General features: G+C 62.5%; 26 protein-coding genes. 8 read left to right on the top strand and 18 right to left on the bottom strand.

The genetic code is table 11. The features are described from left to right. Window positions 1-86 precede the first annotated feature (86 nt). The 5 genes from ttcA to yihA all read left to right on the top strand — a co-directional run bounded on the left by ttcA (window position 87) and on the right by yihA (window position 5,958). A complete protein-coding gene (ttcA, locus tag ACMUJL_RS14275) occupies window positions 87-977 on the top strand; it encodes a tRNA 2-thiocytidine(32) synthetase TtcA (RefSeq protein ID WP_068289084.1) in 891 nt (296 codons plus the stop codon). Window positions 978-1,034: 57 nt separating this feature from the next. Next, window positions 1,035-2,579: a putative bifunctional diguanylate cyclase/phosphodiesterase gene (locus ACMUJL_RS14270; protein WP_375573317.1), complete on the top strand. Its 1,545-nt coding sequence runs from the start codon at window positions 1,035-1,037 to the stop codon at window positions 2,577-2,579. Window positions 2,580-2,738: 159 nt separating this feature from the next. Next, window positions 2,739-4,562 carry a membrane protein insertase YidC gene (yidC, locus tag ACMUJL_RS14265; protein WP_375573319.1) on the top strand — a complete coding sequence of 608 codons (1,824 nt, stop codon included), beginning with the start codon at window positions 2,739-2,741 and terminating at the stop codon, window positions 4,560-4,562. After that, window positions 4,562-5,305 (top strand): MOSC domain-containing protein, encoded by a 744-nt coding sequence (locus ACMUJL_RS14260; protein WP_375573321.1) that lies wholly within the window; start codon window positions 4,562-4,564, stop codon window positions 5,303-5,305. The genes yidC and ACMUJL_RS14260 overlap by 1 nt, the downstream gene beginning before the upstream one ends. Then, a complete protein-coding gene (gene yihA / locus ACMUJL_RS14255; RefSeq protein ID WP_375573323.1) occupies window positions 5,305-5,958 on the top strand; it encodes a ribosome biogenesis GTP-binding protein YihA/YsxC in 654 nt (217 codons plus the stop codon). The genes ACMUJL_RS14260 and yihA overlap by 1 nt, the downstream gene beginning before the upstream one ends. An 86-nt stretch (window positions 5,959-6,044) precedes the next feature. On the opposite strand, the gene ACMUJL_RS14250 is transcribed toward yihA, so the two are convergent. After that, window positions 6,045-6,779, bottom strand: coding sequence for an SDR family NAD(P)-dependent oxidoreductase (locus ACMUJL_RS14250; protein WP_068289103.1), 735 nt, complete (start codon window positions 6,777-6,779; stop codon window positions 6,045-6,047). Between the two features lie 118 nt (window positions 6,780-6,897). On the opposite strand from ACMUJL_RS14250, the gene argB reads away from it, so the two are divergent. Genes argB through ACMUJL_RS14235 form a run of 3 tightly spaced genes read left to right on the top strand, consistent with a single transcriptional unit; the run spans window position 6,898 to window position 8,926 of the window. Further along, window positions 6,898-7,767, top strand: coding sequence for an acetylglutamate kinase (argB, locus tag ACMUJL_RS14245; protein ID WP_375573326.1), 870 nt, complete (start codon window positions 6,898-6,900; stop codon window positions 7,765-7,767). A 26-nt stretch (window positions 7,768-7,793) separates the two neighbouring features. Beyond that, the gene (locus ACMUJL_RS14240) at window positions 7,794-8,438 is read left to right on the top strand and encodes a ferredoxin (protein WP_375573328.1); all 645 of its coding nucleotides are present in this window, start codon (window positions 7,794-7,796) and stop codon (window positions 8,436-8,438) included. After that, window positions 8,435-8,926, top strand: a complete 492-nt coding sequence (locus ACMUJL_RS14235) for a SixA phosphatase family protein (protein ID WP_375573330.1) — start codon at window positions 8,435-8,437, stop codon at window positions 8,924-8,926. Before ACMUJL_RS14240 ends, ACMUJL_RS14235 begins: the two co-directional genes overlap by 4 nt. A 57-nt stretch (window positions 8,927-8,983) precedes the next feature. Here the strand turns inward: ACMUJL_RS14235 and ACMUJL_RS14230 are convergent, their stop codons facing one another. From ACMUJL_RS14230 to rplO, 17 genes are all read right to left on the bottom strand, one after another. Next, complete coding sequence (locus ACMUJL_RS14230) at window positions 8,984-9,778, bottom strand: amino acid ABC transporter ATP-binding protein (protein ID WP_068289112.1); 795 nt, start codon at window positions 9,776-9,778, stop codon at window positions 8,984-8,986. 10 nt (window positions 9,779-9,788) lie between these two features. Beyond that, the gene (locus ACMUJL_RS14225) at window positions 9,789-11,288 is read right to left on the bottom strand and encodes an amino acid ABC transporter permease (RefSeq protein WP_068289115.1); all 1,500 of its coding nucleotides are present in this window, start codon (window positions 11,286-11,288) and stop codon (window positions 9,789-9,791) included. A 1-nt stretch (window position 11,289) separates the two neighbouring features. Further along, the gene (locus ACMUJL_RS14220) at window positions 11,290-12,504 is read right to left on the bottom strand and encodes an amino acid ABC transporter permease (RefSeq protein WP_068289119.1); all 1,215 of its coding nucleotides are present in this window, start codon (window positions 12,502-12,504) and stop codon (window positions 11,290-11,292) included. Between the two features lie 127 nt (window positions 12,505-12,631). Then, window positions 12,632-13,651 (bottom strand): amino acid ABC transporter substrate-binding protein, encoded by a 1,020-nt coding sequence (locus ACMUJL_RS14215; protein ID WP_068289122.1) that lies wholly within the window; start codon window positions 13,649-13,651, stop codon window positions 12,632-12,634. Window positions 13,652-13,846: 195 nt separating this feature from the next. Next, on the bottom strand, window positions 13,847-14,563 hold the full coding sequence (locus tag ACMUJL_RS14210) for an ATP12 family chaperone protein (RefSeq protein ID WP_375573333.1): 717 nt from the start codon (window positions 14,561-14,563) through the stop codon (window positions 13,847-13,849). Next, a complete protein-coding gene (locus ACMUJL_RS14205) occupies window positions 14,560-15,243 on the bottom strand; it encodes an HAD-IA family hydrolase (RefSeq protein ID WP_375573335.1) in 684 nt (227 codons plus the stop codon). The genes ACMUJL_RS14210 and ACMUJL_RS14205 overlap by 4 nt, the downstream gene beginning before the upstream one ends. Then, entirely contained in the window at window positions 15,240-16,283 is a 1,044-nt protein-coding gene (locus ACMUJL_RS14200) for an RluA family pseudouridine synthase (RefSeq protein ID WP_375573337.1), read from the bottom strand. The genes ACMUJL_RS14205 and ACMUJL_RS14200 overlap by 4 nt, the downstream gene beginning before the upstream one ends. Continuing rightward, the gene (crcB, locus tag ACMUJL_RS14195) at window positions 16,280-16,657 is read right to left on the bottom strand and encodes a fluoride efflux transporter CrcB (protein ID WP_068289139.1); all 378 of its coding nucleotides are present in this window, start codon (window positions 16,655-16,657) and stop codon (window positions 16,280-16,282) included. Before crcB ends, ACMUJL_RS14200 begins: the two co-directional genes overlap by 4 nt. A 58-nt stretch (window positions 16,658-16,715) precedes the next feature. Then, window positions 16,716-18,029, bottom strand: coding sequence for a replication-associated recombination protein A (locus ACMUJL_RS14190; RefSeq protein WP_068289144.1), 1,314 nt, complete (start codon window positions 18,027-18,029; stop codon window positions 16,716-16,718). A 3-nt stretch (window positions 18,030-18,032) separates the two neighbouring features. Continuing rightward, the gene (locus ACMUJL_RS14185; protein ID WP_375573340.1) at window positions 18,033-19,433 is read right to left on the bottom strand and encodes a Do family serine endopeptidase; all 1,401 of its coding nucleotides are present in this window, start codon (window positions 19,431-19,433) and stop codon (window positions 18,033-18,035) included. Window positions 19,434-19,571: 138 nt separating this feature from the next. Further along, window positions 19,572-19,991 carry a 50S ribosomal protein L17 gene (gene rplQ, locus ACMUJL_RS14180; protein WP_068289149.1) on the bottom strand — a complete coding sequence of 140 codons (420 nt, stop codon included), beginning with the start codon at window positions 19,989-19,991 and terminating at the stop codon, window positions 19,572-19,574. A 144-nt stretch (window positions 19,992-20,135) separates the two neighbouring features. Further along, on the bottom strand, window positions 20,136-21,152 hold the full coding sequence (locus tag ACMUJL_RS14175) for a DNA-directed RNA polymerase subunit alpha (RefSeq protein WP_068289230.1): 1,017 nt from the start codon (window positions 21,150-21,152) through the stop codon (window positions 20,136-20,138). A gap of 113 nt (window positions 21,153-21,265) precedes the next feature. Then, entirely contained in the window at window positions 21,266-21,658 is a 393-nt protein-coding gene (gene rpsK / locus ACMUJL_RS14170) for a 30S ribosomal protein S11 (RefSeq protein ID WP_068289152.1), read from the bottom strand. Between the two features lie 15 nt (window positions 21,659-21,673). Next, window positions 21,674-22,042, bottom strand: coding sequence for a 30S ribosomal protein S13 (gene rpsM, locus ACMUJL_RS14165; RefSeq protein WP_068289155.1), 369 nt, complete (start codon window positions 22,040-22,042; stop codon window positions 21,674-21,676). A gap of 221 nt (window positions 22,043-22,263) precedes the next feature. After that, complete coding sequence (locus ACMUJL_RS14160) at window positions 22,264-22,905, bottom strand: adenylate kinase (RefSeq protein WP_375573343.1); 642 nt, start codon at window positions 22,903-22,905, stop codon at window positions 22,264-22,266. After that, complete coding sequence (secY, locus tag ACMUJL_RS14155; protein ID WP_068289161.1) at window positions 22,902-24,266, bottom strand: preprotein translocase subunit SecY; 1,365 nt, start codon at window positions 24,264-24,266, stop codon at window positions 22,902-22,904. The genes ACMUJL_RS14160 and secY overlap by 4 nt, the downstream gene beginning before the upstream one ends. A 107-nt stretch (window positions 24,267-24,373) precedes the next feature. Beyond that, window positions 24,374-24,856 (bottom strand): 50S ribosomal protein L15, encoded by a 483-nt coding sequence (gene rplO, locus ACMUJL_RS14150; RefSeq protein ID WP_068289164.1) that lies wholly within the window; start codon window positions 24,854-24,856, stop codon window positions 24,374-24,376. Window positions 24,857-24,858 lie beyond the last annotated feature (2 nt).

Here is a 24,858-nt window from a genome sequence, read left to right as displayed (position 1 = left end):
AGGGCGTGAACGGATCGACAAAGACGCGCAACGCTGGCATTCGCTGGCCTGTCGCGCTACATGGCAGGCAAAGACAGGGCGCAGACATGCTTGACGATTCCGAAGATATCCATCCGCTGTTTCACGGGGCCCCGAAAAGCACCGAGTTCAAGAAACTGCGCAAACGCATCGTGCAATACACGCGCGAGGCGATTGAACAGTACGGCATGATCGAACGCGATCCCGCCAACCCCGAGGCGCGGCCCCGCTGGCTGATCTGCCTGTCGGGCGGCAAGGACAGCTATACCCTGCTGGCCGTACTGCACGAACTGCAATGGCGCGGCCTGTTGCCTGTCGATCTGCTGGCCTGCAACCTTGATCAGGGCCAGCCCGGATTTCCGGCAACCGTTCTTCCCGAATTCCTGGAACGCATGGGTGTGCCGCACCGAATCGAATACCAGGACACCTATTCCATCGTGGTCGACAAGGTGCCCGCCGGGCGGACCTATTGCGCGCTGTGCTCGCGCCTGCGCCGCGGCAACCTCTACCGCATCGCGCGCGAGGAAGGATGCTCGGCCGTGGTATTGGGCCATCATCGCGATGACATCCTTGAGACCTTCTTCATGAACCTGTTCCACGGCGGCCGCCTGGCGACAATGCCGCCCAAGCTGGTGAACGAAGAGGGGGATCTTTTCGTGCTGCGCCCCCTCGCCCATGTGGCCGAGGATGACTGCGAGCGTTTTGCCCGCGCCATGAATTACCCGATCATCCCCTGCGACCTGTGCGGATCTCAGGACGGGCTGCAACGGCAACAGGTCAAGCAGATCCTGGACGGCTGGGAAAAGAACAGCCCCGGCCGCAGGCAGGTGATGTTCCGCGCGCTGATGAACGCCCGACCCTCGCATCTTCTGGATCCGGGCCTGTTCGATTTTGCCGGCCTGACCCGCAACTCCGTAAAATTCGACCAAGTCGAAACGGATCCACCCCGCCTGCGTTAAACTTGCCTTGAGAAAAGACGCCTAACTTGCCCTGGGAACAGGACAGGAACATCACGCATGGGGCAATCCTTCGAAAAATGGCAGGCATGGCTGCGGCGCGCGGGGCGGATCATGCTGTCAGGGCCTCAGGCCCTGGCATTCATGCCGGCAATGGCACTGGCGGCCTTCTGGATCGGGGGCGAGGCGTGGTTGATCATCGTGGCGCTTGGGGTGCCGCTGATCCTTGCCGTCGCGGCACGCGGTGCAGAGGGCAGGCCAGGCTCAGCGATGACGCCCCCCTCACCGCCGGAGGAATCGATGGAGGCCCTGAACCGGGCACTTGAAACGGCCATGTCAGGCGCTGCCAGAACCGGGCGATCGACGGGATGCATCATGTTGGCGGTGGATGATCTGCGCGACCTGCTGGATCGGCACGGCCTTGGCGCCACGGAAACAATCATGCTGCGCCTCGCCGCGCGGATCACGTCATCCCTGCGCGAAGGGGACCGGGTGGTGCGCCTGCCCGGGGGTGAATTCGGGATCGCCATCGCCCCGATGCGTCATCTTGATCTGGAAAGCACGATCCAGATGGCCGGGCGGTTGCAACTTTCCATCGAAGAACCGTTGTCCCTGGATGCGACCACCGTCTACCTGTCCTGTTCCGTGGGCTTTTGCCTCGCTTCACGCAATCCCGGGCAGGGCAGCATCGACCTGCTCGATGCCGCCCGCGTGGCATTGTCCGATGCACAGCAGAACGGACCTTCGGCCATTCGCGCCTATAACGACAGGATGCGGGCATCCCGCGTGCGTGAAGGCCTTCTGGCCGACGAGGCGGCGGCCGCGCTTGAGGGCGGTCTGATCGTTCCCTGGTTTCAGCCGCAGATTTCGACGGATACGGGGCAAATCACCGGGTTCGAGGCGCTGGCGCGCTGGCAACATCCCGAGCGTGGCCTGATCTCGCCAACCGAGTTCCTGCCGGTCCTCGAACAATCCGGCCAGCTTGAACGCCTGGGAGAGGTCATGCTCTTTCACGCGCTGACCGCGCTGCGGTCCTGGGATGCGGCCGGGCTCGACATTCCGCGTGTCGGGGTGAATTTCGCAACCGAGGAGCTGCACAATCCCAAACTTCTGGACAAGATCCGGTGGGAGCTTGACCGCTTCGATCTGCCTCCCTCGCGTCTATCGGTCGAAGTGCTGGAAACCGTCGTGGCGGCAGCCCCTGACGATACGGTGTCCCGCAACATCAACGGCTTGGCGAAACTGGGCTGCGTCATCGACCTGGATGATTTCGGCACCGGGCATGCCTCCATCTCGTCGATCAGGCGCTTTGCCGTGGCCCGCATCAAGATCGACCGTTCCTTTGTCCTGAAGGTCGACCGCGATCCCGAACAGCAAAGAATAGTCAATGCGATCCTGACGATGGCAGACCGCCTTGATCTGGACACACTGGCCGAAGGCGTGGAGACCCTTGGCGAACATGCCATGCTGGCGCAGCTTGGATGCGGCCATATACAGGGATTCGGCATTGCCCGCCCGATGCCCTTTGACCAGACGGCGGACTGGATCCGCAACCATAACGCCAAGCTGCAGCAGGCACCCACGATTGGCCATTCCGCCGGGTGATGCGCTCAGTGGCATGACCGGTGCGGCAGGCCGCCCCGGATCGCCGCAGAGCATGGCGAATGGCCGCAGAGAACCGGGTTTTTCCCATAATCCGCTTGACCTTTCGGCTCGCACTCTGTTGAACCAGCCTCACTCAGACAGGACTGGCGGGAGCCCCCGATGGACGATCAGAACAAGAACCTACTTCTGGCAACAGCACTCAGCTTTGCCGTCATTCTGATTTGGTTCGTACTGTTCCCTCCACCGGAACAGCCCGCCGTTGACCCGAACGATCCCGCCGTGGCATCGGCGCCCCTGGCGACCACGCCACAGACGGCAACCGGCGATCTGCCTTCCGAAACCGAGGCTGCCGTCGCACCGGCGGAAGATACCCCGCGCATCATGATCGAAACGCCGCGTGTGTCCGGATCGATCTCGCTGTTGGGTGGACGCATCGATCAGCTGTCGCTCAAGAACTACCGCGTCAGCCAGGAGCCGGGCGCGGATATCGTGACCGTGCTGTCCCCGATCGGAAAGCCCAACGCCTACTACGCCCTCTATGGATGGGCGCCCGGCACCGGTATCGCGCCCGAGGATGTTCCGGGCGCCAACACGATGTGGCAGCAGGAAGGCAGCAACACGCTCAGCCCCGAAACACCGGTGGCCCTGGTGTGGGAAAACGGCAAGGGCCTCACGTTCCGGCGCCAGATCGCGATCGACGCGAATTTCATGTTCACCGTCACGCAAAGCGTCGAGAATACCGGCGCAAACAGCGCCAGCATGGCACCCTACGGGATCCTCGCCCGCCACGGAGAGCCGCAGGGCCTGAAGAATTTCTTCATCCTGCATGAAGGCCTGATCGCCATGGCCGACGGCACCTTGACCGAGACCGATTACAAGGACATGCCGGACTTCGCCTTCAACGATCGCGAAGGCGCGCGCGCCGAAGTCACGCAAGTCACCGAGAATGGCTGGATCGGCTTTACCGATCATTACTGGATGTCCACCCTGATCCCGGCGGCGGGCAGCCCCTTCAAATCCGTCGCGAAATACGACAACCAGCGCGACATCTATCAGACCGAGGCCGTGCTGCCGACGCAGACCGTGGCGCCCGGCCAGACCATCACCGCGGAAACCCGGCTTTTCGCAGGACCGAAGGAATGGGCGACGATTCGCTCCTACGAAAAGGATGATGGCGTCGACCGTTTTCTTGATTCCATCGACTGGGGCTGGTTCTTCTTCCTGACCAAGCCGATCTTTGCCGTCCTGCATTACATCAATGTGACCCTGGCCGGCATGGGGCTGACCGGGTCCATGGGCTGGGCCATCATCGGGCTGACGCTGCTGATCAAGGCGCTGCTGTTCCCGCTGGCCTACAAATCCTACGTGTCGATGGCAAAGATGAAGGAACTCCAGCCCAAGATGGAGGAACTGAAGAAAGCGGCGGGCGACGACCGTCAAAAGCTTCAGAAAGACATGATGGAGCTTTACAAGAAGGAAAAGGTGAACCCCGCCTCGGGCTGTCTGCCGATCCTGCTCCAGATCCCGATCTTCTTCTCGCTCTACAAGGTGATCTTCGTCACCCTCGAATTGCGCCACGCGCCCTGGATCGGCTGGATCACCGACCTCAGCGCGCCGGATCCCAGCTCTCTCTTCAACCTGTTCGGTGTGCTGCCGTGGGATGCGCCCGATCCCAACTCCTTCCTGGCGCTGATCTTCATCGGCATTCTGCCGATCCTGCTGGGTATCTCGATGTGGCTGCAGCAGAAGCTGAACCCGGCGCCGACCGATCCGACACAGGCCATGATCTTTGCCTGGATGCCTTGGGTCTTCATGTTCATGCTGGGCGGTTTCGCCAGCGGCCTGGTGGTGTACTGGATCGCGAACAACACGATCACCTTCACGCAGCAGTACCTGATCATGCGCAGCCAGGGCTACAAGCCTGACGTGTTTGGCAACATCAAGGGCAGCTTCAAGCGCAAGCCGAAAACCGGCGCGAAGTGATGGGGCGCCTAGCGCAGATCTGGCGCTATCCTGTCAAGTCGCACGGGCGCGAGGCCATTGCATCGGCCCGGCTTGCAGCAGGCTGCTGCCTGCCCGGCGACAGGATTTGGGCCGTCGCGCATGAGGCATCGCGGGCCGATGATACGGCGTGGTCGCCCTGTTCGGGTTTCACCCGCGTGGCCTCTTCGCCGGCGCTTGCGGCGATCCGTGCCGAACTGCATGCGGACGGGCAGACCATCACTCTCTCGCACCCCGATCAAGGCAGCCTGACCGTGGCGCCTGACCTGCAACCCTCCACCCTGCTGGACTGGGTGCGCCCCTTGACCGCGGAAGGTCGCGCGGCACCCGCGCGTATCGTCCGCGTGCCCGGCCGCGGCCTGACCGACAGCGACTACCCATCCCTGACCATCGGCAACCTGGCATCGCATCGCGCGGTCGAAGGCCGTTTGGGGCGAACGCTTCAGGTCGAACGCTGGCGCGCGAATATCTGGCTCGACGATCTTCCGCCTTGGGAAGAGTTCGACTGGATCGGACGCACCATCCTGATCGGAGAGGCCAGCTTGCGCGTGACGGAACGGACCGGGCGTTGCGCCGCGCCCTCCGCCAATCCCGATACCGGAAAACGCGATAGCGATCTGTTGGGCTTTCTGGAAGAACAGTGGAACCATCAGGATTTCTGCGTGCATGCCGAGGTCATCACCTCAGGCACCATCGCAATCGGTGACACAGCAAAGGTCGTGTGATGCAACAACTTCCCTTCCCCCTCGCAGAAGAGCCGGATGCACAGACGGCTGAAATCGGGCGCCTTCTTTTCGCGGGCGAGACCGAGTTTCTCAAAGGTGTTGTCGCCATGTCCGGACTGCCGCCAGCAGACCGGATCGAGGTGTGTTTCGCAGGCCGTTCCAACGTTGGGAAATCCAGCCTGATCAATGCCCTGACGGGTCGCAAAGGGCTGGCGCGCGCCTCGAACACCCCGGGACGCACGCAGGAAATCAACTTTTTCACCGTCGGGGCCCGGCATTACCTGGTCGACCTTCCGGGCTATGGCTACGCCAACGCCCCGGTGGCCGTCGTCGCCAAATGGCAGAAACTGCTCAAGCAATATCTGTCGGGCCGCCAGACCCTGCGCCGCGCCTTCGTGCTGATCGATGCGCGCCACGGGATCAAACCCGTGGACGAGGAAATCCTGTCCCTGATGGACAGCTCTGCCCTGGCCTTTCAGGTGGTTCTGACCAAGACCGACAAGATCAAGACGTCGGAGCGCGATGCGGTTCTGACCCAGGTCCGCGGTGCGCTGGCAAAACATCCCGCCGCCTTCCCCGAGATCATCCTGACCTCTTCCGAAAAGGGCGAAGGCATCGCCACCCTGCGCGCCGTGATTGCCACGCTGGTCTGACCTCTTTTCTTCTTGCCCGAAATATCCCGGGGGGAGCGTTCGCCGCAGGTGAACGCTGGGGGCGGCGCCCCCCTGCCCCGGTTCGTTCAGACGTGCTGGCCGCCGTTCACCTCGATCTCGGTTCCCGTGATGTAGGATGACTGATCCGAGCACAGGAAAAAGATCGTCGCCGCGACCTCATCCGGTTGGCCCAGACGCCGCATCGGCAGTTTTTCGACGATCTTGTCCGTGCCCGGCGACAGGATCGAGGTTTCCACCTCTCCCGGGGCCACGGCATTCACGCGCACACCGAACGGGCCGAAATCATGCGCCATCTCGCGGGTCAGCGCGGCAAGTGCAGCTTTCGACGTGGAATATGCGGCCCCGGCGAAAGGATGGACGCGCGCCCCTGCGATCGAGGTGATGTTGACCACCGATCCCTGCGCGGCCGCCAGTTCTTCCTTCAACCCACGCGCCAGCACAACCGATGCGAAGAAGTTGACATGGAACACATGCCCCCATGTCCGCAGATCGGTGCTGATCGTGTTGAGCCGCTCGCCCGTGTTTCCCTTGGGCGAGATACCCGCGTTGTTGACCAGCGCATCCAGTCGCCCATCCAGCCGCTCGCGGATATCGGTCAGCTTGGCGATCGTATCCTTGGGATCGGCAAGGTCGATCTGCACATGGTTCTCGGCCCCGCCACCCCAGGGGCATTCCGCCGGAAAGGCATGGCGCGAACAGGTGATGACGCGCCAACCTTCGGCGTTGAACCGTCGCACCGTGGCATGTCCGATCCCGCGGCTTGCGCCGGTCAGCAGCAATGTCTTCTGTCTGTCACCCATGCATGGCACCCCTTGTTGCATTGCTGCGCCGAGCCTATCACTTAGCTTGGCCGATACAACGCGACACTTGGCAGGCCGGACCCCAGCCGATAGGACAAGGGGGCAAGAGGAACACGGGATGAAGAAAAGAGACATGAACCGCGACTGGATCGCCACCGCCCGGACCCTGTCCGAGGCCCTGCCCTACCTGCAACGCTACGCCGGGGCCATTGTCGTCATCAAGTTTGGCGGCCATGCCATGGGGGATGACGATGCGATGGACACCTTCGCCCGCGACATCGTGCTGATGCGACAGGTTGGCGTGAATCCGGTCATCGTTCATGGCGGCGGCCCGATGATCAACGAGATGCTGGACAAGCTGCAGATCAAGTCCGATTTCGTTCGCGGCAAGCGGGTGACCGATGAAGCCACGATGGAAGTGGTGGAGATGATCCTGTCCGGCCGGGTCAACAAGCGGATCGTCCAGGCGATCAATGCACAGGGTGGCCGCGCTGTCGGGCTGTCCGGCAAGGATGCGAACCTGATCTTCTGCAAGCAGACCAACCCCGAGCTTGGTCTGGTTGGCACCCCCTCGGAGATCGACCCGTCGATCCTGCGGACATTGTTCGATGCGGGCGTGATCCCCGTCATAGCACCTTTGGGTGCCGGCCATAATGGCGAGACCTTCAACATCAATGGCGACACCGCTGCAGGGGCGATCGCCGCGGCGCTCAAGGCTGACCGGTTGTTGCTGCTGACGGATGTGGCCGGGGTGAAGAACAAGGAAGGCGAAGTCCTGACAGCGATCACCGCCGAGCAGATTCGCGAGATGACAGCCGATGGCACGATTGCTGGCGGCATGATCCCCAAGACCGAAACAGCCCTTGAAGCCATCGAAGGCGGCGTGCGGGCCGTTGTCATTCTGGACGGGCGCGCGCCCAATGCGACGCTTCTGGAACTGTTCACGGAACATGGTGCGGGATCGTTGATTCGCGCCAGTTTCGATTGAACCGGACCGGCGCGCAGGCACCCCGCATGCAAGCGGTCCTGACTGCGGCCAAGGCTGTCCATCTGGATATCGCGGGCGCGTTTCATCCGCGCCCGGACCAGGGGTGCCCGCCCGGCACCGGCACCCTGCTGTTGCTGGCCCCGCAAGAGCCGCAGTTCTGGCCAGCCTTCACCGAAAGCGCCGAATACCGCGATGGTGCGCCCGATCCGATGGACAGATGGTCGGCAAAGGTCATTGGGCAATTGGCGCAGGATCTTGGTGGAACCGCGCTTTTTCCCTTTGGCGGTCCGCCGTTTCACCCGTTCTATTCCTGGGCGCTGGCCTCGGGGCGGGCCTGGGCCTCACCCGTGCGGCTGCTTGTTCATGACAGCGCGGGGCTGTTCATATCCTACCGCGGGGCGCTGGCCCTGCCGGGGCGGATGCAGCTTCCAGCCCCCACAGCCCCCATGCCCTGCACGACATGCATGGACAAGCCTTGCCTGTCCGCCTGCCCTATCGGCGCATTGGGGGCAGAGGGCTATGACGTCCCGGCGTGCCGTGCCCATATTGCAGGCAACCCGGGCCGCGATTGCGCCGAAGGCGGCTGCCTGGTGCGCAGGGCCTGTCCCGTCAGCGCGCGCCATGGCAGATTGCCGGAACAATCCGCCTTTCACATGAAAGCCTTTCGATGACCCTGACGTTGATCCTGATGCGCCATGCGAAATCCGACTGGGGCAGCCCCGGCCTTGCCGATCATGATCGCCCGCTGAACGGTCGGGGATTGCGCGATGCGCCCGCGATGGGGCAATGGCTGCGGGAAATGGGCCATCTTCCCGATCAGGTCCTGTGTTCCACCGCCACGCGGACCCGCCAGACACTCAGCGGGCTCGGGATCGACGCGCCCACGACGTTCCTGCCGGCACTCTATCATGCCGATCCAGCCACCATGCACGACGCCTTGCAGCAGGCGCAGGGGCGCAAGGTGCTGATGATCGGGCACAACCCCGGCATTGCGGCCTTTGCCGATGGCATGCTGCGTGACGCCCCGGACCATCCAAGGTTTCACGACTATCCGACCTGCGCCACGCTGGTCGCGGAGTTCGATCTGGAAGGTTGGGCGGATCTGCGTTCCGCAACGGGACGGGCCATGGACTTCGTGATCCCTGCGGACCTTGGCTAGCCGAAATGCAAAACGCCGCCCGAGGGCGGCGTTTCACGTCAATCTTGTTCAACCGGTCTAGTGCCCCAGGATCTGGCTGAGGAACAGCTTGGTACGCTCGGACTGCGGATTGTTGAAGAACTCTTCCGGTTCGTTCTGTTCCACGATCTGGCCCTGATCCATGAAGATCACGCGGTTCGCCACCTGACGGGCAAAGCCCATCTCATGCGTGACGCAGAGCATGGTCATGCCTTCTTCGGCCAGGCTGACCATCGTATCCAGCACTTCCTTGATCATTTCGGGGTCAAGTGCCGATGTCGGCTCGTCGAACAGCATGATCCGGGGGCGCATGCACAGCGAGCGGGCAATCGCCACCCGCTGCTGCTGACCACCGGACAACTGACCGGGATATTTGTCGGCCTGCTCGGGGATCTTCACCTTGGTCAGGAAATGCATCGCGATTTCCTCGGCCTCGCGCTTGGGGATCTTGCGGACCCAGATCGGCGCGAGGGTGCAGTTTTCCAGGATCGTCAGATGCGGGAACAGGTTGAAATGCTGGAACACCATGCCGACCTCGGACCGGATCCGGTCGATGTTCTTGAGGTCGGAGGACAGCACGGTACCGTCCACCGTGATCTTGCCCTTCTGGTGTTCTTCCAGCGCGTTGATGCAACGGATCAGGGTGGACTTGCCCGACCCCGACGGCCCTGCGATAACGATACGCTCGCCGCGATAGACGGTCAGATCGATGTCGCGCAGCACATGAAAGCTGCCATACCACTTGTTCATATTCTCGATGGAGATGGCAACTTCGTCAGAGACGTTTGTTGCAACGCGCCCGGTCGATTCCGTGTTCAGCCCAATCTCGGCCATGATGGTCTCCTCAGCGATGATCGGTCCGGAGGCGCTGCTCCAGATACATTGAATAACGTGACATGAAGAAGCAGAAGACGAAGAACAGCAGGCCCACGAAAACATAAAGCTCCCAGTAGATGCCGTTCCATTCTGCCGTAGCCCGGATCGCATTGGTCAAGCCAAGCGGATCGCGCAGGCCGATGAAGACCACCAGCGTGGTATCCTTGAACAGGCCGATGAAGGTGTTCACGATCCCCGGGATCGAAATCTTCAGCGCCTGCGGCAACACGATCAGCCGCATCGACTTCCAGTAGTCCAGACCCAGCGAATCCGCCGCCTCATACTGACCGCTCGGCAAGGCCGCCAGACCGCCGCGCACCACTTCGGCCAGATAGGCCGAGGCAAACAGCGTCACCATGATGATCACGCGCAGCAGCAGGTCAAAGGTCGTGCCCGGCGGCAGGAAGTAGTTCAGCAGCAAGGATGCCGTGAAGAGCCACACGATCAGGGGCACGCCTCGGATCACCTCGATGAAGGAGACGCAGACCCATTTGATCAGTGGCATGGAAGATTGCCGCCCAAGCGCCAGCATGATGCCCAGCGGCAGCGACAGCACGATGCCGGACGTCCCGATGATGATCGCCAGCATGAAGCCACCGAACTGGTCCGATGATACGGCGGTCAACCCCCATGGCATGATCCCGTCCAGCGCGCCCATCACATGGGGCAGCAGCGGAAACAGCCCGGCCGCGCCGATGAAGGACAGCGGGTTCATGAAGATCATCAGGAAGGCCAGGATGCCCGCCAGCGACCCGCCCAGCATCCCGAAGCGCGCACCGACAGCCCGCCCGATCAGGATCGTCGCCAGAAGACCCAGCGCGACCAGCACCGGCAGCCAGACCGACCCGCCCCAGAGCAGGAAGAACGCGACGAAGGGATAGGCCAGAGAGAACACCAGCAGGGATCGCGGCAGACTGGAATAAAGGATGGGCGCGACGGCCACGACCAGCAGCAACAACGCGACCAGAGGACGCCAGTAACCGAAGATGAAGATCAGGCCATTGCTCAGTTCGTTCTTCATGGCCGACACGAATTCGATGCGCTGCGTGGCGTTCATACCGCCACCAAACACCTGGTCCGCCCCACCGGCAGCCGCAAGGGCGTCACCATGGAACAGCGTCGCCAGAAGCACATCGTCGGTCGGATAGAAACCGAACAGGATCTGCAGCCACCGTTCGTTGATCACGGCCCAGCAGGCGGCGGTTTCAAGGCCGCGCGCATCGCGGATCTCGCGGCATTCGCCCAGCGATCCCGCATCCCAGATGCCACCCAGCGTCCAGGGAAGCACGCCGGACAAGACGTACCAGATCACATAGAGCGACAGCAGCGTCAGGATCGTGTTGAACCAGCCCGAGAACAGATTCTCGCGGGCCCATTTCAACGCGCCGGTCTGCCCCAGAGGTGGTGCCGCGGCTTCGATCATGTCGCGGCGCACGAAGGCGACGGATTTGGATCTGTCCTGGCTCATCTCACCGCTCCTTCAATTTGACGCTGGAGTTGTAGAGGTTCATCAAGGCCGAGATGATCAGACTGGTGATCAGGTAGAAGATCCCCAGAAGCAACATCCCTTCAAGCTCGCGCCCGGTCTGGTTGATGGTGATCCCGCCCAGGGTCGAACGAACGTCCATGTAACCCACCGCGATCGCCAGCGAGGAGTTCTTGGTCAGGTTCAGATACTGCGAAATCAGCGGCGGAATGATCACCCGCAGCGCCTGCGGCAGGATGATCAGCTGCATGGTGCGGTTAGGCTGGATCCCCAGCGCAAAGGCCGCTTCGGTCTGCCCCTTCGAGATGGCGAGGATGCCCGAGCGCACGATTTCCGCGATGAAGGCCGAGGTATAGAGCGACAATGCCAGCCAGAGCGCGATGAACGAATTGCGGATCTGCAAACCGCCCGAGAAGTTGAAGCCACCCAGTTCAGGCAGTTCCAGCGTGACCGGACGCCCCATGACGAAATAGGCCAGCAGGGTCGGCACGAAGAAAATCAGCAGCGACAGGCGCAGGACCGGAAGCTGCTGCCCGGTGGCCTGCTGCCGCTTGCGCGCGATGCTGCGCAGCACGAAGATGCCGATGATGGACAACACGAAAACGGCCACGACAATGCCTGAGCCTGACTCCCAGATCGGGCGGGGAATGTAGACGCCACGGTTCGAAATCGCGACGCTGTCCCACAGGATCATCGACGCCCCGCCCCCCTCGCGGAATTCGCGGGGTTGCGGCGTGGCCTCGGTCATCACGGCGAACACGATCAGGATCCAGATCAGAAGCGGCGTGTTGCGCATCGCCTCGACGTAGAATGTCATGATCCGCGCCACGATCCAGTTCTTGGACAGGCGCAGGACACCCGCCAGAACCCCGATCACGGTGGCAAGGATACAGCCCAGAAAGGCGACAAGAAGCGTGTTCAGGATCCCGACCACGGCGGCACGCGCATGCGTGTCCTGCGAGGAGAAGGGGATCAGCTGCTGGTTGATGTCATAGCCAGCCGTGCTCCAGAGGAAGCCAAAGCGGATATCCTTGCCCAGCGCCGCCAGGTTGGTGACGGTGTTGTCCACCAGTTCGACCAGCAGCAGCATGATCAGGATGGCTGCGACAACCTGGATGGTCATCGAGCGATAACGCGCATCGTAGAGAAGCTGGCTTAGCCGGAATGTCTCGCGCGGGGGGTCGGTCGCTTCGGCCATACGCACTCCTGAACGGAAAATGAGAGATGGAGGGCCATACTGCGCATGGCCCGCGAAGAGGTATCAGTCGATCAGACGGTACAGGACCCAGGGGGCCGGCACAGGCCAGCCCCCTGAAAGTCAGATATCAGCGGAACGGCGGAGCGTAGAGCAGACCACCTTCGGTCCACTGTGCGTTCAGGCCGCGTGCCAGGCCGACAGGCGTGGCTTCGCCGATGTTGCGCTCGAACACTTCACCGTAGTTGCCCACGGCTGCGATGGCGCGAACGGCCCAATCCTTGTCCAGGCCGATCATTGCGCCCAGTTCACCTTCGGTGCCCAGAAGACGGTTGATCTCGGGGTTGGCGGTCGGGCCTGCGGCCAGTTCCATCACGTTTGCCGAGGTCACGCCGTACTCTTCAGCAGCAACCAGTGCGTTCAGCGTCCAGCGGACGATATCGCCCCAGTCGTTGTCGCCATGGCGCACTGCGGGTCCCAGAGGCTCTTTGGAAACGATTTCCGGCAGGATCACGTGCTCGCTTGCGTTCTCGAAGGTCGCGCGGGTCGCGGCCAGGCCGGACACGTCGGTGGTGTACACGTCGCAGGCACCGGCAAGGTACTGCTGCTGGCCTTCTGCGTTCGTCGCAACAGGCACGGGCTCGTAGCTGATGTTGTTGGTACGGAAGAAGTCCGCCAGGTTCAGCTCGGTCGTGGTGCCGGTCTGGATGCAGACGGTGGTGCCGTCCAGTTCCTTGGCCGACGAAACGCCGATGTCATTGCGCACCATGAAGCCCTGACCGTCGTAGTAGTTCACACCGACGAAATCCAGTTTCAGGTCCGTATCGCGCGAGAAGGTCCAGGTGGAGTTACGCACCAGAACGTCGACTTCGCCAGCGGCCAGCGCGGTGAAGCGGGTCTGGCTGGTCAGCGGAACGAATTCCACGGCCTGCGCGTCACCCAGCACAGCGGCAGCGATTGCGCGGCACAAGGACACGTCGAAACCCTGCCAGACACCGTTGGCATCCGGTGCAGCGAAACCCGCCAGACCTTCGTTGGATCCACACTTGAGCGAGCCGCGTGCCTTGACGTCGTCAATCGTGGCTGCAGCGGCGGCACCGGCAGCCAGCCCAGCAACTGTGAGCGCGCCCAAGAAAACTTTTTTGTTCATTTTTACCTCTTCCTGATTGACCGCTCTTTAAGCAGAGCGCTTTTACCGGCCCAGCGGACGGTTGGATTGTTCTGGGGAGAGTGGCCCCCAGTGTTCGCAACTTTGGTCGGATTCATCGCATTCCGTCAAGTCAATCATCACGAAACGCAAAGGGAGAAAAGATCATTCCGTTGCGGAAGCCTGAGGATTCGGCAGTTATTCGGAAGGCCGCGAAAGATCGTGGAAGAATTTTGCGTGCAGGAATGCCGATCGTTTCGTCGCGGCCATGGCCTCTGCCTCGTCATCGACGCCCCATTGCTCGATCTGCCAGTCTTCATCGACCCGCGACAAGCGCCAGACGTCTTCGGCGGGCAGGTGATTCATCATGGCCGCAAAGCCGAGAATCAGCGAACCGGACAGGCTGACCAGGTCGTGAAATGCGGCCAGCGCGAAATTGTCCATCGCGTGAACCCGGCCCGCCAACCGCCTGAGTGCAGCGCCATCCTGGGGAACGTGCATCACGCCCGATGCGGTCGCCAAGCGTGCATCCAGCGCCTCGGCAGCCCAGTCAAGGACCGGGTCCCACATCTGCGCCTGTCGCGCGATCAGTTCAGCCGGCCCCGGCGCGCGATAGCACAGCAGATCACTGTCACCGTAGTCGGCGATCATCTGCGCCACCTCGGCATGCTGGATGGCGACCTTGTCGATGGCCGCGTTGGCCGAGCGCGTGACAGGCATGGTCCGCGGGTCGATCGCACCCTCCTGGGCATCCCATTCGGCGGCGATGGCCGCGGCCATGGCGCGCGTCGGCACGATCAGTGCGGTCTTGGCCGGTGTCTTTACCGGACGCCCATCCAGATGAACGGCAAAGCCCCCCGATGCCTCGACGGCACTGGCCGCTTTCCAGAAACGCTTGGCTTTCCATTCGCTCATGCTGCGACCCTCCAGATTTCGTCAAGCCGGGATGGCAGATCCTCGAACCTCTCGATGACATGGTCGGCCGCATGAAGCGCCGTCGGCGCGTGATAGCCCCAGCTGACGCCGATGGCCCGGATCCCGGCAGCCCGCGCCATATCCATGTCATAGCTGGTATCGCCCACCATGACCGCGTCGCGCGCCTCGACGCCGGTTTCGCGCAGCGCCGCCAGCAGCATGGAGGGATGCGGCTTTGACGGGTGGTGATCGGCAACCTGCCGGGTCTGGAACAACCCTTCCAGACCGTGGCTGGCGATCAGCGCATCAAGACCGCGCTGCGACTTGCCCGTGGCCACCCCCAGCAGCGTGTGGGACTGTCCCGCCAGCAGGTCCAGCACCGCGCGCGCGCCCGGATAAAGCGGCGAGGTCTGGCGCGTGTCACTTGAGACGCGCGCCGTCATGTAGGCATTCTTGTATCCCGCCACCAGATCCGCGCGCAGCCCTTCGGGCAGGTCGGGCACAAGTCGGGCCATCGCCTCGTTCAACGACAGCCCGACGATCGACAGCACGGCCTGGCGCGGCGGCACATCAAGGCCATGCGCCGCAAAGGCTGCAGCCATGGCGCCAAGAATATCCGCCTGGCTGTCGACAAGCGTGCCATCGACATCGAAGATCACCAATCGCAGACGATCCGTCACCGCAGCGCCTCGAACGGGTCCTCTGCGGCCAGATCCTCGGTCCAGCCGAAAGTGTCCCAGCTATGGGCCATGTGATCGGGCAGCGGCGCGGTGATGGTGATCACCTTGCGGGTATGGGGATGCTCGAACCGCAGCATCCGCGCATGCAGGTGCAATTTCTTCGAGATGATGCCGCCCAGTTGCGCACCCCAGCCGTCGCCAAGGTTCTCCTGACCCGAACCGCCATATTTGCCATCACCGACAATGGGATGGCCGATCTCGGCCATATGCGCACGCAGCTGGTGGGTGCGCCCGGTCAGGGGCTCCATGGCCACCCAGGACGCCCGCCCGCCGACACGGTAGAGCGTGGCATAAAGCGTATGTGCCCGCTTGGCGCCGGGGGTCTTGTCGATGTCGCGGGGATGGACGGCGTGCATCTTCTCGCCTTCGCCCTTGGCACCGTGGCCGGGGGCCTTGACCAGACCGAACTTGATCTCGCCCAGGTAAGGCGTCGGCACACCGGCGACAATCGCCCAATATATCTTGCGCGTCTCGCGGTGGCGGAAGGCTTCGGTCAAGGCCGCGGCGGTCTTGCGGTCGCGCGCCAGTACCAGAACACCGGTCGTGTCCTTGTCCAGCCGGTGCACCAGGCGCGGCTTTTCCTCATAGCCAAAGCGCAGCGCCTCGGCCAGACCGTCCACATGTTTGACCGTCTTGCTGCCCCCCTGCGTCGGCAGACCGGCAGGTTTGTTGATCGCGATGATGTAATCGTCACGATAGATCACCGCATCCTGCATCATCTTGATATCTGCCGGGTTCAGCCGGGTTTCGGTGACCAGAGTCATCTGCTCGGGATCTGGCAGCGGCGGAATGCGCACCTGCTGGCCGACCGCAAGCCGGGTTGCCGCCTTCACGCGGCCACCATCGACACGCAACTCGCCCTTGCGGCACATCTTTTCGACCATGCCCTGGGTCAGGTGCGGGAAGATCCGCCGCAGCCAGCGATCAAGGCGCTGATCACTGTCGGCATCGGAAACGGGAATGGTTTGGACACGGCTCATTGGAGCACCTCTCTTGCGACCACCATGGCCAGGACCAGCGCACTGAGCGACAGGATCACCGAGGCCCCTACATAGAAGGCCGCAAGCATCGTCTCGCCGCGCTCATATAGAGCCATCGCATCCAGCGAAAACGCCGAAAACGTCGTGAACCCGCCAAGAACCCCCGTCAGAAGGAAAGGGGCCAATCGGGTTGCATCGCGCTGTGCCAGAACCACGACAAGCAGCCCCATCAGGAACGACCCGATCACGTTGACGGCCAGCGTGCCCCATGGAAAACCCGCCCCAAGCAGGCGCAGCGCGCCCATGGAGGTCAAATAACGGGCCGTGGCCCCGATGGCGCCGCCGAGGGCGACCTGCAGCAATGTGGTCAACATGCCCGCACCAGTGAAGAGGGGGGCGGGGAATGTCAAGTTTTCCCAGAAAAACGGCGCGCTAGCCCTGCTCGCGCCTTGAACGCAACTTGCTGAAATAATCCAGCCGCCGCTTCAATTCCCGCTCAAAGCCACGCTCGACGGGCTGATAGAGAACCGGGCGTTTCACCCCGTCCGGGAAATAGTTCTGCCCGGAAAATCCGTCTTCGGCGTCATGGTCATAGGCATAGTCGGCACCATAACCCTGTTCCTTCATCAGACGGGTCGGCGCGTTCAGGATATGTTTGGGTGGCGGTTCCGATCCGGTCTTGCGCGCCAGCGCCATCGCCGCCTTGAACCCCACATAGCCCGCGTTCGACTTGGGCGCCAAGGCCAGGTAGGTGACCGCCTGCCCCAGCGCCAACTCGCCTTCGGGGCTTCCCAGCCGCTCATATGTCTCCCAGGCCTGCAGGCAAACGGCCTGCGCCTGCGGATCGGCAAGTCCGATATCCTCGACCGCCATGCGCGTCAGACGGCGCGCCAGATAGCGCGGATCCTCGCCCCCGGTCAGCATCCGCGCGAACCAGTAGAGGGCCGCGTCAGGGTCTGACCCGCGCACGGATTTGTGCAGGGCTGAAATCAGGTTGTAATGCTCGTCCCCCGACTTGTCGTATTTCGCGGCGCGCCGCATCAGGCGGGTCGCCAGCGCATCGGTATCCAGCTTGCCATCGACACGCCAGGCCGCGACCTGTTCGATCAGGTTCAGCAGCGCGCGCCCGTCACCATCGGCCATCTCAAGCAGCGCCTCACGCGCAGGGCCGGTCAAAGGCAGGGCGCGGTCCAGTTCCTTTTCCGCCCGCTGCGCCAGCCGTTCCAGATCCGCGGGATCCAGCCGCTTGAGCACCAGGACCTGGGCGCGGCTCAGAAGTGCGGCGTTCAATTCGAAACTGGGGTTTTCGGTGGTGGCCCCCACCAGAAGGATCGTTCCATCCTCCATATGTGGCAGGAAACCGTCCTGCTGGGCCTTGTTGAAACGGTGGATCTCGTCCACGAACAGCAAGGTGCCCTGCCCGTTCGCACGGCGGATCTTGGCCGTCTCGAAGACCTTTCGCAATTCGGGCACACCGGTGAAGATCGCGCTGATCTGGACGAAATGCAGATCGGTTTCATCCGCCAGAAGCCGCGCGATGGTGGTCTTTCCCACACCGGGCGGCCCCCACAGCACCAGTGAGGACAGCGAACCCGAGGCCAGCATGATCCCCAGCGGCGCGTCAGGCCCAAGGACCTGCTCCTGACCGATCACCTGGTCCAGCCGCTGCGGACGCAGACGATCCGCAAGGGGGCGCGGCGACCCCTTTGCCGGTTCCTTGCCTTCGGTGTCGAAAAGATCAGCCATGGCTTACAGCCTGCTGCGCAAGGACAGCCGCTGCAAGCCACGTTGCAGATCCATCCGCAGCGCACGTGCCTGAAGCGCCTCGCGCAAGGCATCCCGCACCTGCGCGGTCCGCGTGATCGGTTCCCCGTTGATGGACAGGATCACATCGCCGGGGCGCATCCCGAACCGGGCGCCGTAAGGGCCGGGGTTTTCCACGACGACACCTTCGGCCCCCAGCGGCAGGTTGAATTCCGCCAGCACGGCCGGATTGACGTTCAGGACCGTCAGACCGGGCAAGGGTGTGCTGTCGTCAAGCCGAACAGGCGCGCGCGGCGGTGTCTCGGGGGCGGATCGCAGTTCCACGGCGGCGCTGACCTGCACACCCTCGCGCAACGACGTGACCTGCGCCGCCTTGCCCAGACCCGCAACACTCATCCGAAAGACCATCTCGGCGGGCGTGTTCACGGGTTGGCCGTCCACGGTCAGGATCACGTCACCAGCCCGCAGGCCAGCCTCGGCAAAAGGGCTGGACGGGTGCAGGGCTGACACAAGGATGCCGCCGGGACGATCCAGCCCGAGAGAGGCCGCGATATCCGCATCGACCGGTTGCCCCGACATGCCCGCCCAGGGGCGTTCGAACCGGGTGCGCCCCTCGCGGGCCTGCTCGACAAACCGGGCCACAAGGTTGGCGGGGATCGCGAAACCGATGCCGTTCGATCCGCCCGACCGCGTCAGGATCGAGGTATTCACCCCGATCAGCGCGCCATTCACGTCGATCAGCGCACCACCGGAATTGCCGGGATTGATCGCCGCATCCGTCTGGATGAAATAGCCGCGCCCCGTACCGGATGCCGTGCCTGACCGCGCCAGACCTGACACGATCCCGCTGCTGACGGTCTGCCCCACGCCGAACGGATTGCCGATCGCCAGCACCAGTTCGCCCACCTCGACACTGTCGCTGTCGCGCAGGCTCAGCGCGGGCAGATCGGTCGCCCCGTCAAGCCGCAGAACCGCCAGATCGCTTTCCTCGTCGCCAAGGATGACCGTGGCATCATATTCGCGCCGGTCGGTCAGCACGACCCGGATATCCGTCGCCTCGCCCACCACATGATAGTTGGACACGATGATCCCGTCAGGGGACAGGATGACGCCCGAGCCAAGGCTGTTCTGCACCTGCGGGCGCACGGTGCCGAAATCGCGAAACAGATCCTGGAAGAAGGGATCACCTGCAAAGGGGCTGGAACGTACCGCAACAACGCGCTTGGCGTAGATGTTCACCACGGCGGGCGCGGCCTTTTTGACAAGCGGTGAAAAGCCAAGCTGGATCTCGGCCTGGCTGGTGGGCACCCGCGTTTCGGCCGCAAGCGCCAGTGGCGCCAAACCGAAGGCCATGACCGACAGGATCGCAAGACCGGAACGCAGCATCGGAACCTCCCTTGTCCTTTGCCGTCATATGATCCCCGCAGCGGCAAGATGCAAGTTCCGCAAGACCGGGCGCGGCAAACGAAAAACCCCCGCCCTTGCGGGACGGGGGTCTCTGTTCTTGGCCAAAAGGCCCGAGGATCAATCCTCGGCAACCTCTTCGGCAGCGACGCGCGCCTTGTCGGCGGCACCTTTGGCTGCCGGATCGCGGTCGACGAATTCGATGATCGCCATCGGCGCCATGTCACCATAACGGAAACCGGCCTTCAGGATGCGGACATAACCGCCCTGACGTTCCTTGTAGCGCGGGCCCAGGATGTCGAACAGTTTTGCCACATAGGCATCCTGCTTCAGCTGGGATGCGGCCTGACGGCGGGCATGCAGATCGCCGCGCTTGCCCAGCGTGATCAGTTTTTCAACGATCGGGCGCAGTTCCTTTGCCTTGGGCAGAGTGGTCTTGATCTGCTCATGTTCGATGAGCGAGCCGGCCATGTTCGCCCACAGCGCCTTGCGGTGCTCATGGGTACGGTTCAGGCGGCGGTAGCCTCTTGCGTGACGCATTGTCGTTCTCCTTCAAGCTTTATGAAGCTTTTTGCTTTGTCTGACGGCCGATGCGTGTCAGCCGCTCTCCTTGGGGCACCATGCCCTTGTTTTCCCCGCTACTGCGGGCATTCATGGGGCAGGCTTGCGGCCTGCCCCATATTCTCAGAACGCGTCTTCGAATTTCTTGGCCAGATCTTCGATGTTGTCTGGCGGCCAGTCCTCGACATCCATGCCAAGGTGCAGGCCCATGCCGGACAGCACTTCCTTGATCTCGTTCAGCGACTTGCGGCCGAAGTTCGGGGTGCGCAGCATCTCGGCTTCGGTTTTCTGGATCAGGTCGCCGATATAGACGATGTTGTCGTTCTTCAGGCAGTTTGCCGAACGCACCGACAGTTCCAGCTCGTCCACCTTCTTCAGCAGAAGCGGGTTGAACTCCAGACCGTCATCATCATCCGAACGGGTGGCGCTTTCGGGCTCGTCGAAGTTGACGAAGATCGACAGCTGATCCTGAAGGATACGCGCAGCATAGGCCACGGCATCATCCGGGGTCAGCGAACCATCGGTTTCGATCTTCATGGTCAGCTTGTCGTAGTCCAGAACCTGACCTTCGCGGGTCGGGGTCACTTCGTAGGACACGCGCTTGATCGGCGAATAGATCGCGTCGATCGGGATCAGACCGATGGGCGCATCTTCCGGCTTGTTCTTGTCGGCCGAGACGTAGCCCTTGCCGGTGTTGACCGTCAGTTCCATGTAAAGGTCTGCGCCATCGTCCAGGTGGCAGATCACGTGATCCTTGTTCAGGATCTCGATGCCTGCGCTGTCCGAAATGTCACCGGCGGTGACAACGCCCGGACCCTTTGCATTCACGGTCAGGCGCTTGGGCCCTTCCACTTCCATGCGGATCGAGACACCCTTGAGGTTCAGGATGATGTCGGTCACATCCTCGCGCACACCGGCGACCGAGGAAAACTCGTGCAGCACGTTGTCGATCTGCACGGAGGTGATGGCCGCGCCCTGCAGCGACGACATCAGGATGCGGCGTAGCGCGTTTCCCAGCGTCAGGCCAAAGCCCCGCTCCAGCGGTTCGGCGATCACGGTCGCCTGACGGGCCGGATCGTTGCCCGGCTTGACTTCAAGCTGTGTCGGCTTGATCAGTTCGGCCCAGTTCTTGTGGATCATGCGTCCCTCCATTCTTGTCTTGTCCTCATGTCCAAAAGGCCAAGACGCCCGAGGTTTCTAAATGACGTCGAGGGGCCGAGCGCAAGGCGCGGCCCCCTGAAAAATAAGCGGGATCAGACCCGGCGACGCTTGGGAGGGCGGCAGCCGTTGTGCGCGATCGGGGTCACATCACGGATCGAGGTGATGTTGAAACCGACAGCGGCCAGGGCGCGCAGTGCGCTTTCACGGCCCGAACCGGGGCCCTGCACTTCGACTTCCAGCGTCTTCACGCCATGTTCCTGAGCCTTCTTGCCGGCGTCTTCAGCGGCCATCTGGGCGGCGTAGGGGGTCGACTTGCGCGAACCCTTGAAGCCCATGGTGCCGGCCGAGGACCATGCAATCGCATTGCCCTGCACGTCCGAGATCAGGATCTTGGTGTTGTTGAACGACGAGTTCACATGCGCCACGCCTGCAGCGATGTTCTTGGAGACCTTCTTCTTGCCTCCGCGACGGGTATCACGTGCCATTGATGCAGCCCTCCCTTATTTCTTCTTGCCGGCAATGGCCTTTGCGGGGCCTTTGCGGGTGCGAGCGTTGGTATGGGTGCGCTGGCCGCGAACCGGCAGGTTGCGACGGTGACGCAGGCCACGGTAGCAGCCAAGGTCCATCAGGCGCTTGATGTTCATCTGCGTCTCACGGCGCAGGTCGCCTTCCACGGTGTAGTTGGCGTCGATGTGCTCGCGGATCGCGAGGACTTCGGCGTCCGACAGCTCGTTCACGCGACGGGTTGCGTCGATGTTCACGGCTTCACAGATGGCTTTGGCCGAAGTATGGCCAATTCCGGTGATGTAGGTCAGGGCGATCGGGACCCGTTTCTGGGTCGGGATGTTTACGCCGGCGATACGTGCCACGTGTCACTTTCCTTTTCGTTGCGGTTCCGTGGTGCCAGAACCTTTTTTCACAACGTAGGCCCGAGGCATCGTGCCATCGGGCCGCAGCTGAATTCAGGTGTCGATTCGTTTGCAGGTGCGACCCGCGCAGAATCAAGTCTCGTGTCCGAGATAGGGCTGGTTATGGAGAAAACCGGGGGCCGTCAAGCCCCCTGCCCGTGGTTTCCTGCTTTCCCTCCGGATCAGTCCAGAACGGCGGCGATCGCCTTTTGCACATCGCCGATTTCGGCCAGACCATCAACCGAGCGCAACTGACCCTTGGCATAGTAATACCCGATCAGCGGCGAGGTCTTCTTGTAATACTCCATGAGGCGCTGGCGCAGGCTGTCTTCGTTGTCATCCGCGCGCCGCTTCATGTTGGTGCCACCGCACTTGTCGCAGACTCCGTCCACGGTCGGGCGATGGGTGACGTCATGATAGACCTCGCCACAGTCGCCGCATGTGAAGCGGCCTGTGATCCGCGCCACCAGGGCGGCATCGTCCACCTGCATCTCGATCACGGCATCCAGCGTCTCGCCGGTGCTGGACAGCAGATCGGCCAAGGCATCGGCCTGGGGCAGCGTGCGCGGGAAGCCATCGAAGATGAACCCGCCCGCCTTGTCGCCTTCCAGTTTTTCGCGGATCAGCCCGATGACGATCTCGTCCGTCACCAGCTCTCCTCGATCCATCACATCGGCCACGACACGCCCCATCTCGGTCCCGCTGGTGCGGGCCTCGCGCAGCATGTCACCAGTGCTCAGCTGGATCATGTTGCGCGTCTCGACCAGATGGCGTGCCTGCGTACCCTTGCCTGCCCCGGGGGGCCCCAGAAGTATGATGTTCATCTGCGCGCCGGTGCCTTTCTGGTCGTGCGTTTCTTGCTCTTGCCGCGAAGCTGCGACTTTTCGATCAGACCTTCGTACTGATGCGCCAGGAGATGGCTTTGCACCTGCTGGATCGTGTCCATCGTCACCGACACCACGATCAGAACCGATGTACCGCCAAAGTAGAACGGAACAGCCAGTTCTGCGCGCAGGATCTCGGGAAGCAGACAGACCGCCGCCAGATAGGCCGACCCCAGCGCAAGGATGCGGCTGACCACGTATTCCAGGTATTCGGCGGTTTTCTTGCCGGGACGGATACCCGGAACAAAGCCGTTCTGGTTCTTCAGGTTCTCGGCCACTTCATCCGGCTTGAACGACACGTTGAACGTGTAGAAATACGAGAAGAACACGATCATCACGACGAAGAACAGCAGGTAAAGCGGCTGTCCCGGTCCGAAATAGGCCATGATCGTGGACATGACGGGACCCGTATCGGCACCCGAAAAGGTGCTGATCGTCGCCGGCAGCAGCAGCAGCGAGCTTGCAAAGATCGCGGGGATCACGCCGGCGGGGTTGACCTTGACCGGCAGGCTGGACGAACCACCCTCGTAGACCTTCATGCCGGCCTGACGACGGGGATACTGGATGTGGATCTTGCGCAACGCGCGTTCCATGAACACCACGAAGGCAATCGTCACGATCACCATCACGATCACGCCGATGATCACGGCGGGGCTGATGGCGCCCGAACGGCCCTGGCTGAAGAACTGCGCCATGGCAGCCGGGATTTCGGCCACGATACCGACGAAAATGATCAGCGAGATACCGTTGCCGATGCCGCGCGCGGTGATCTGTTCACCAAGCCACATCAGGAACATGGTGCCGCCCACAAGGGTGATCACGCAGGACGCACGGAAGAACAGGCCCGGATCGGTGACAAGATCGCCCGCCTCAAGGCTGGCGGCCAGCCCGTAGGCCTGCAAGGTCGCCAGGAACACGGTGCCGTAGCGGGTGTACTGGTTGATCTTCTTGCGGCCCTGCTCGCCCTCTTTCTTCAGCTGCTCCAGCTTGGGAACCATCGAGGTGAGAAGCTGCACGATGATCGACGCCGAAATATAGGGCATGATGCCAAGGGCAAAGATACCCATCCGGCCAAGCGCACCACCGGTGAACATCGACAGGATGCCGCCGATCCCTGTCGCCGCGCCTTCCATGAACTCGCGCAGCGATGCGCCATCGATACCCGGCACCGGAATGAAGGTGCCAAGGCGATAGACGATCAGAAGGCCAAGCGTGAAGAAGATGCGATTGCGAAGATCGGTCGCCTTGCCAAGGGCGGCCCAGCTGGTGTTCGCCGCCATTTGTTCTGCTGCAGATACCATTCGCGGTCTCTCTCATGTGACAACGCCGCCAGAGCGGTTTTCCGGCTCAGGCGGCGTTCAGGAAAACTAGGGCCTATGTAAGCGGCGCGCGCGCCGCTCACAACCCGTTATTCAGCCGCAGGGGCCTCGGCAGCTGCCGCAACGTTCAGCGCGCCACCCAGTTTCGCAACCGCTTCCACGGCTTGAGCCGAAGCACCGGTGACGTTCAGCGTGACCTTGGCCGAGAATTCGCCCTTGGCCAGAACGCGCACGCCGTCCAGTTTGCGACGCACGAGGCCCGAGGCCACCATGACATCTTCGGTAATCGGCGCGGAGGCGTCGATCTTGCCGGCTTCGATGAACTTCTGCAGGATGCCCAGGTTCACGACAGCATAGGCCTTGCGGTTCGGCTTGTTGAAGCCGCGCTTCGGCAGACGCTGATAGAGCGGCATCTGGCCACCCTCGTAACCACCGATCGAGACACCCGAACGGGATTTCTGACCCTTGATACCACGGCCACCGGTCTTGCCGGTACCCGAGCCGGGGCCACGGCCCACGCGCTTGCGCTTCTTGGTTGCGCCTTCGTTGTCGTGCAGTTCATGCAGTTTCATGT

It is taken from the genome of Seohaeicola sp. (assembly GCF_048006315.1).
GTDB lineage: Bacteria > Pseudomonadota > Alphaproteobacteria > Rhodobacterales > Rhodobacteraceae > Seohaeicola.
Note: the sequence above shows the minus strand (reverse complement) of the source record. Positions and strands in the feature narration are given on the sequence as shown.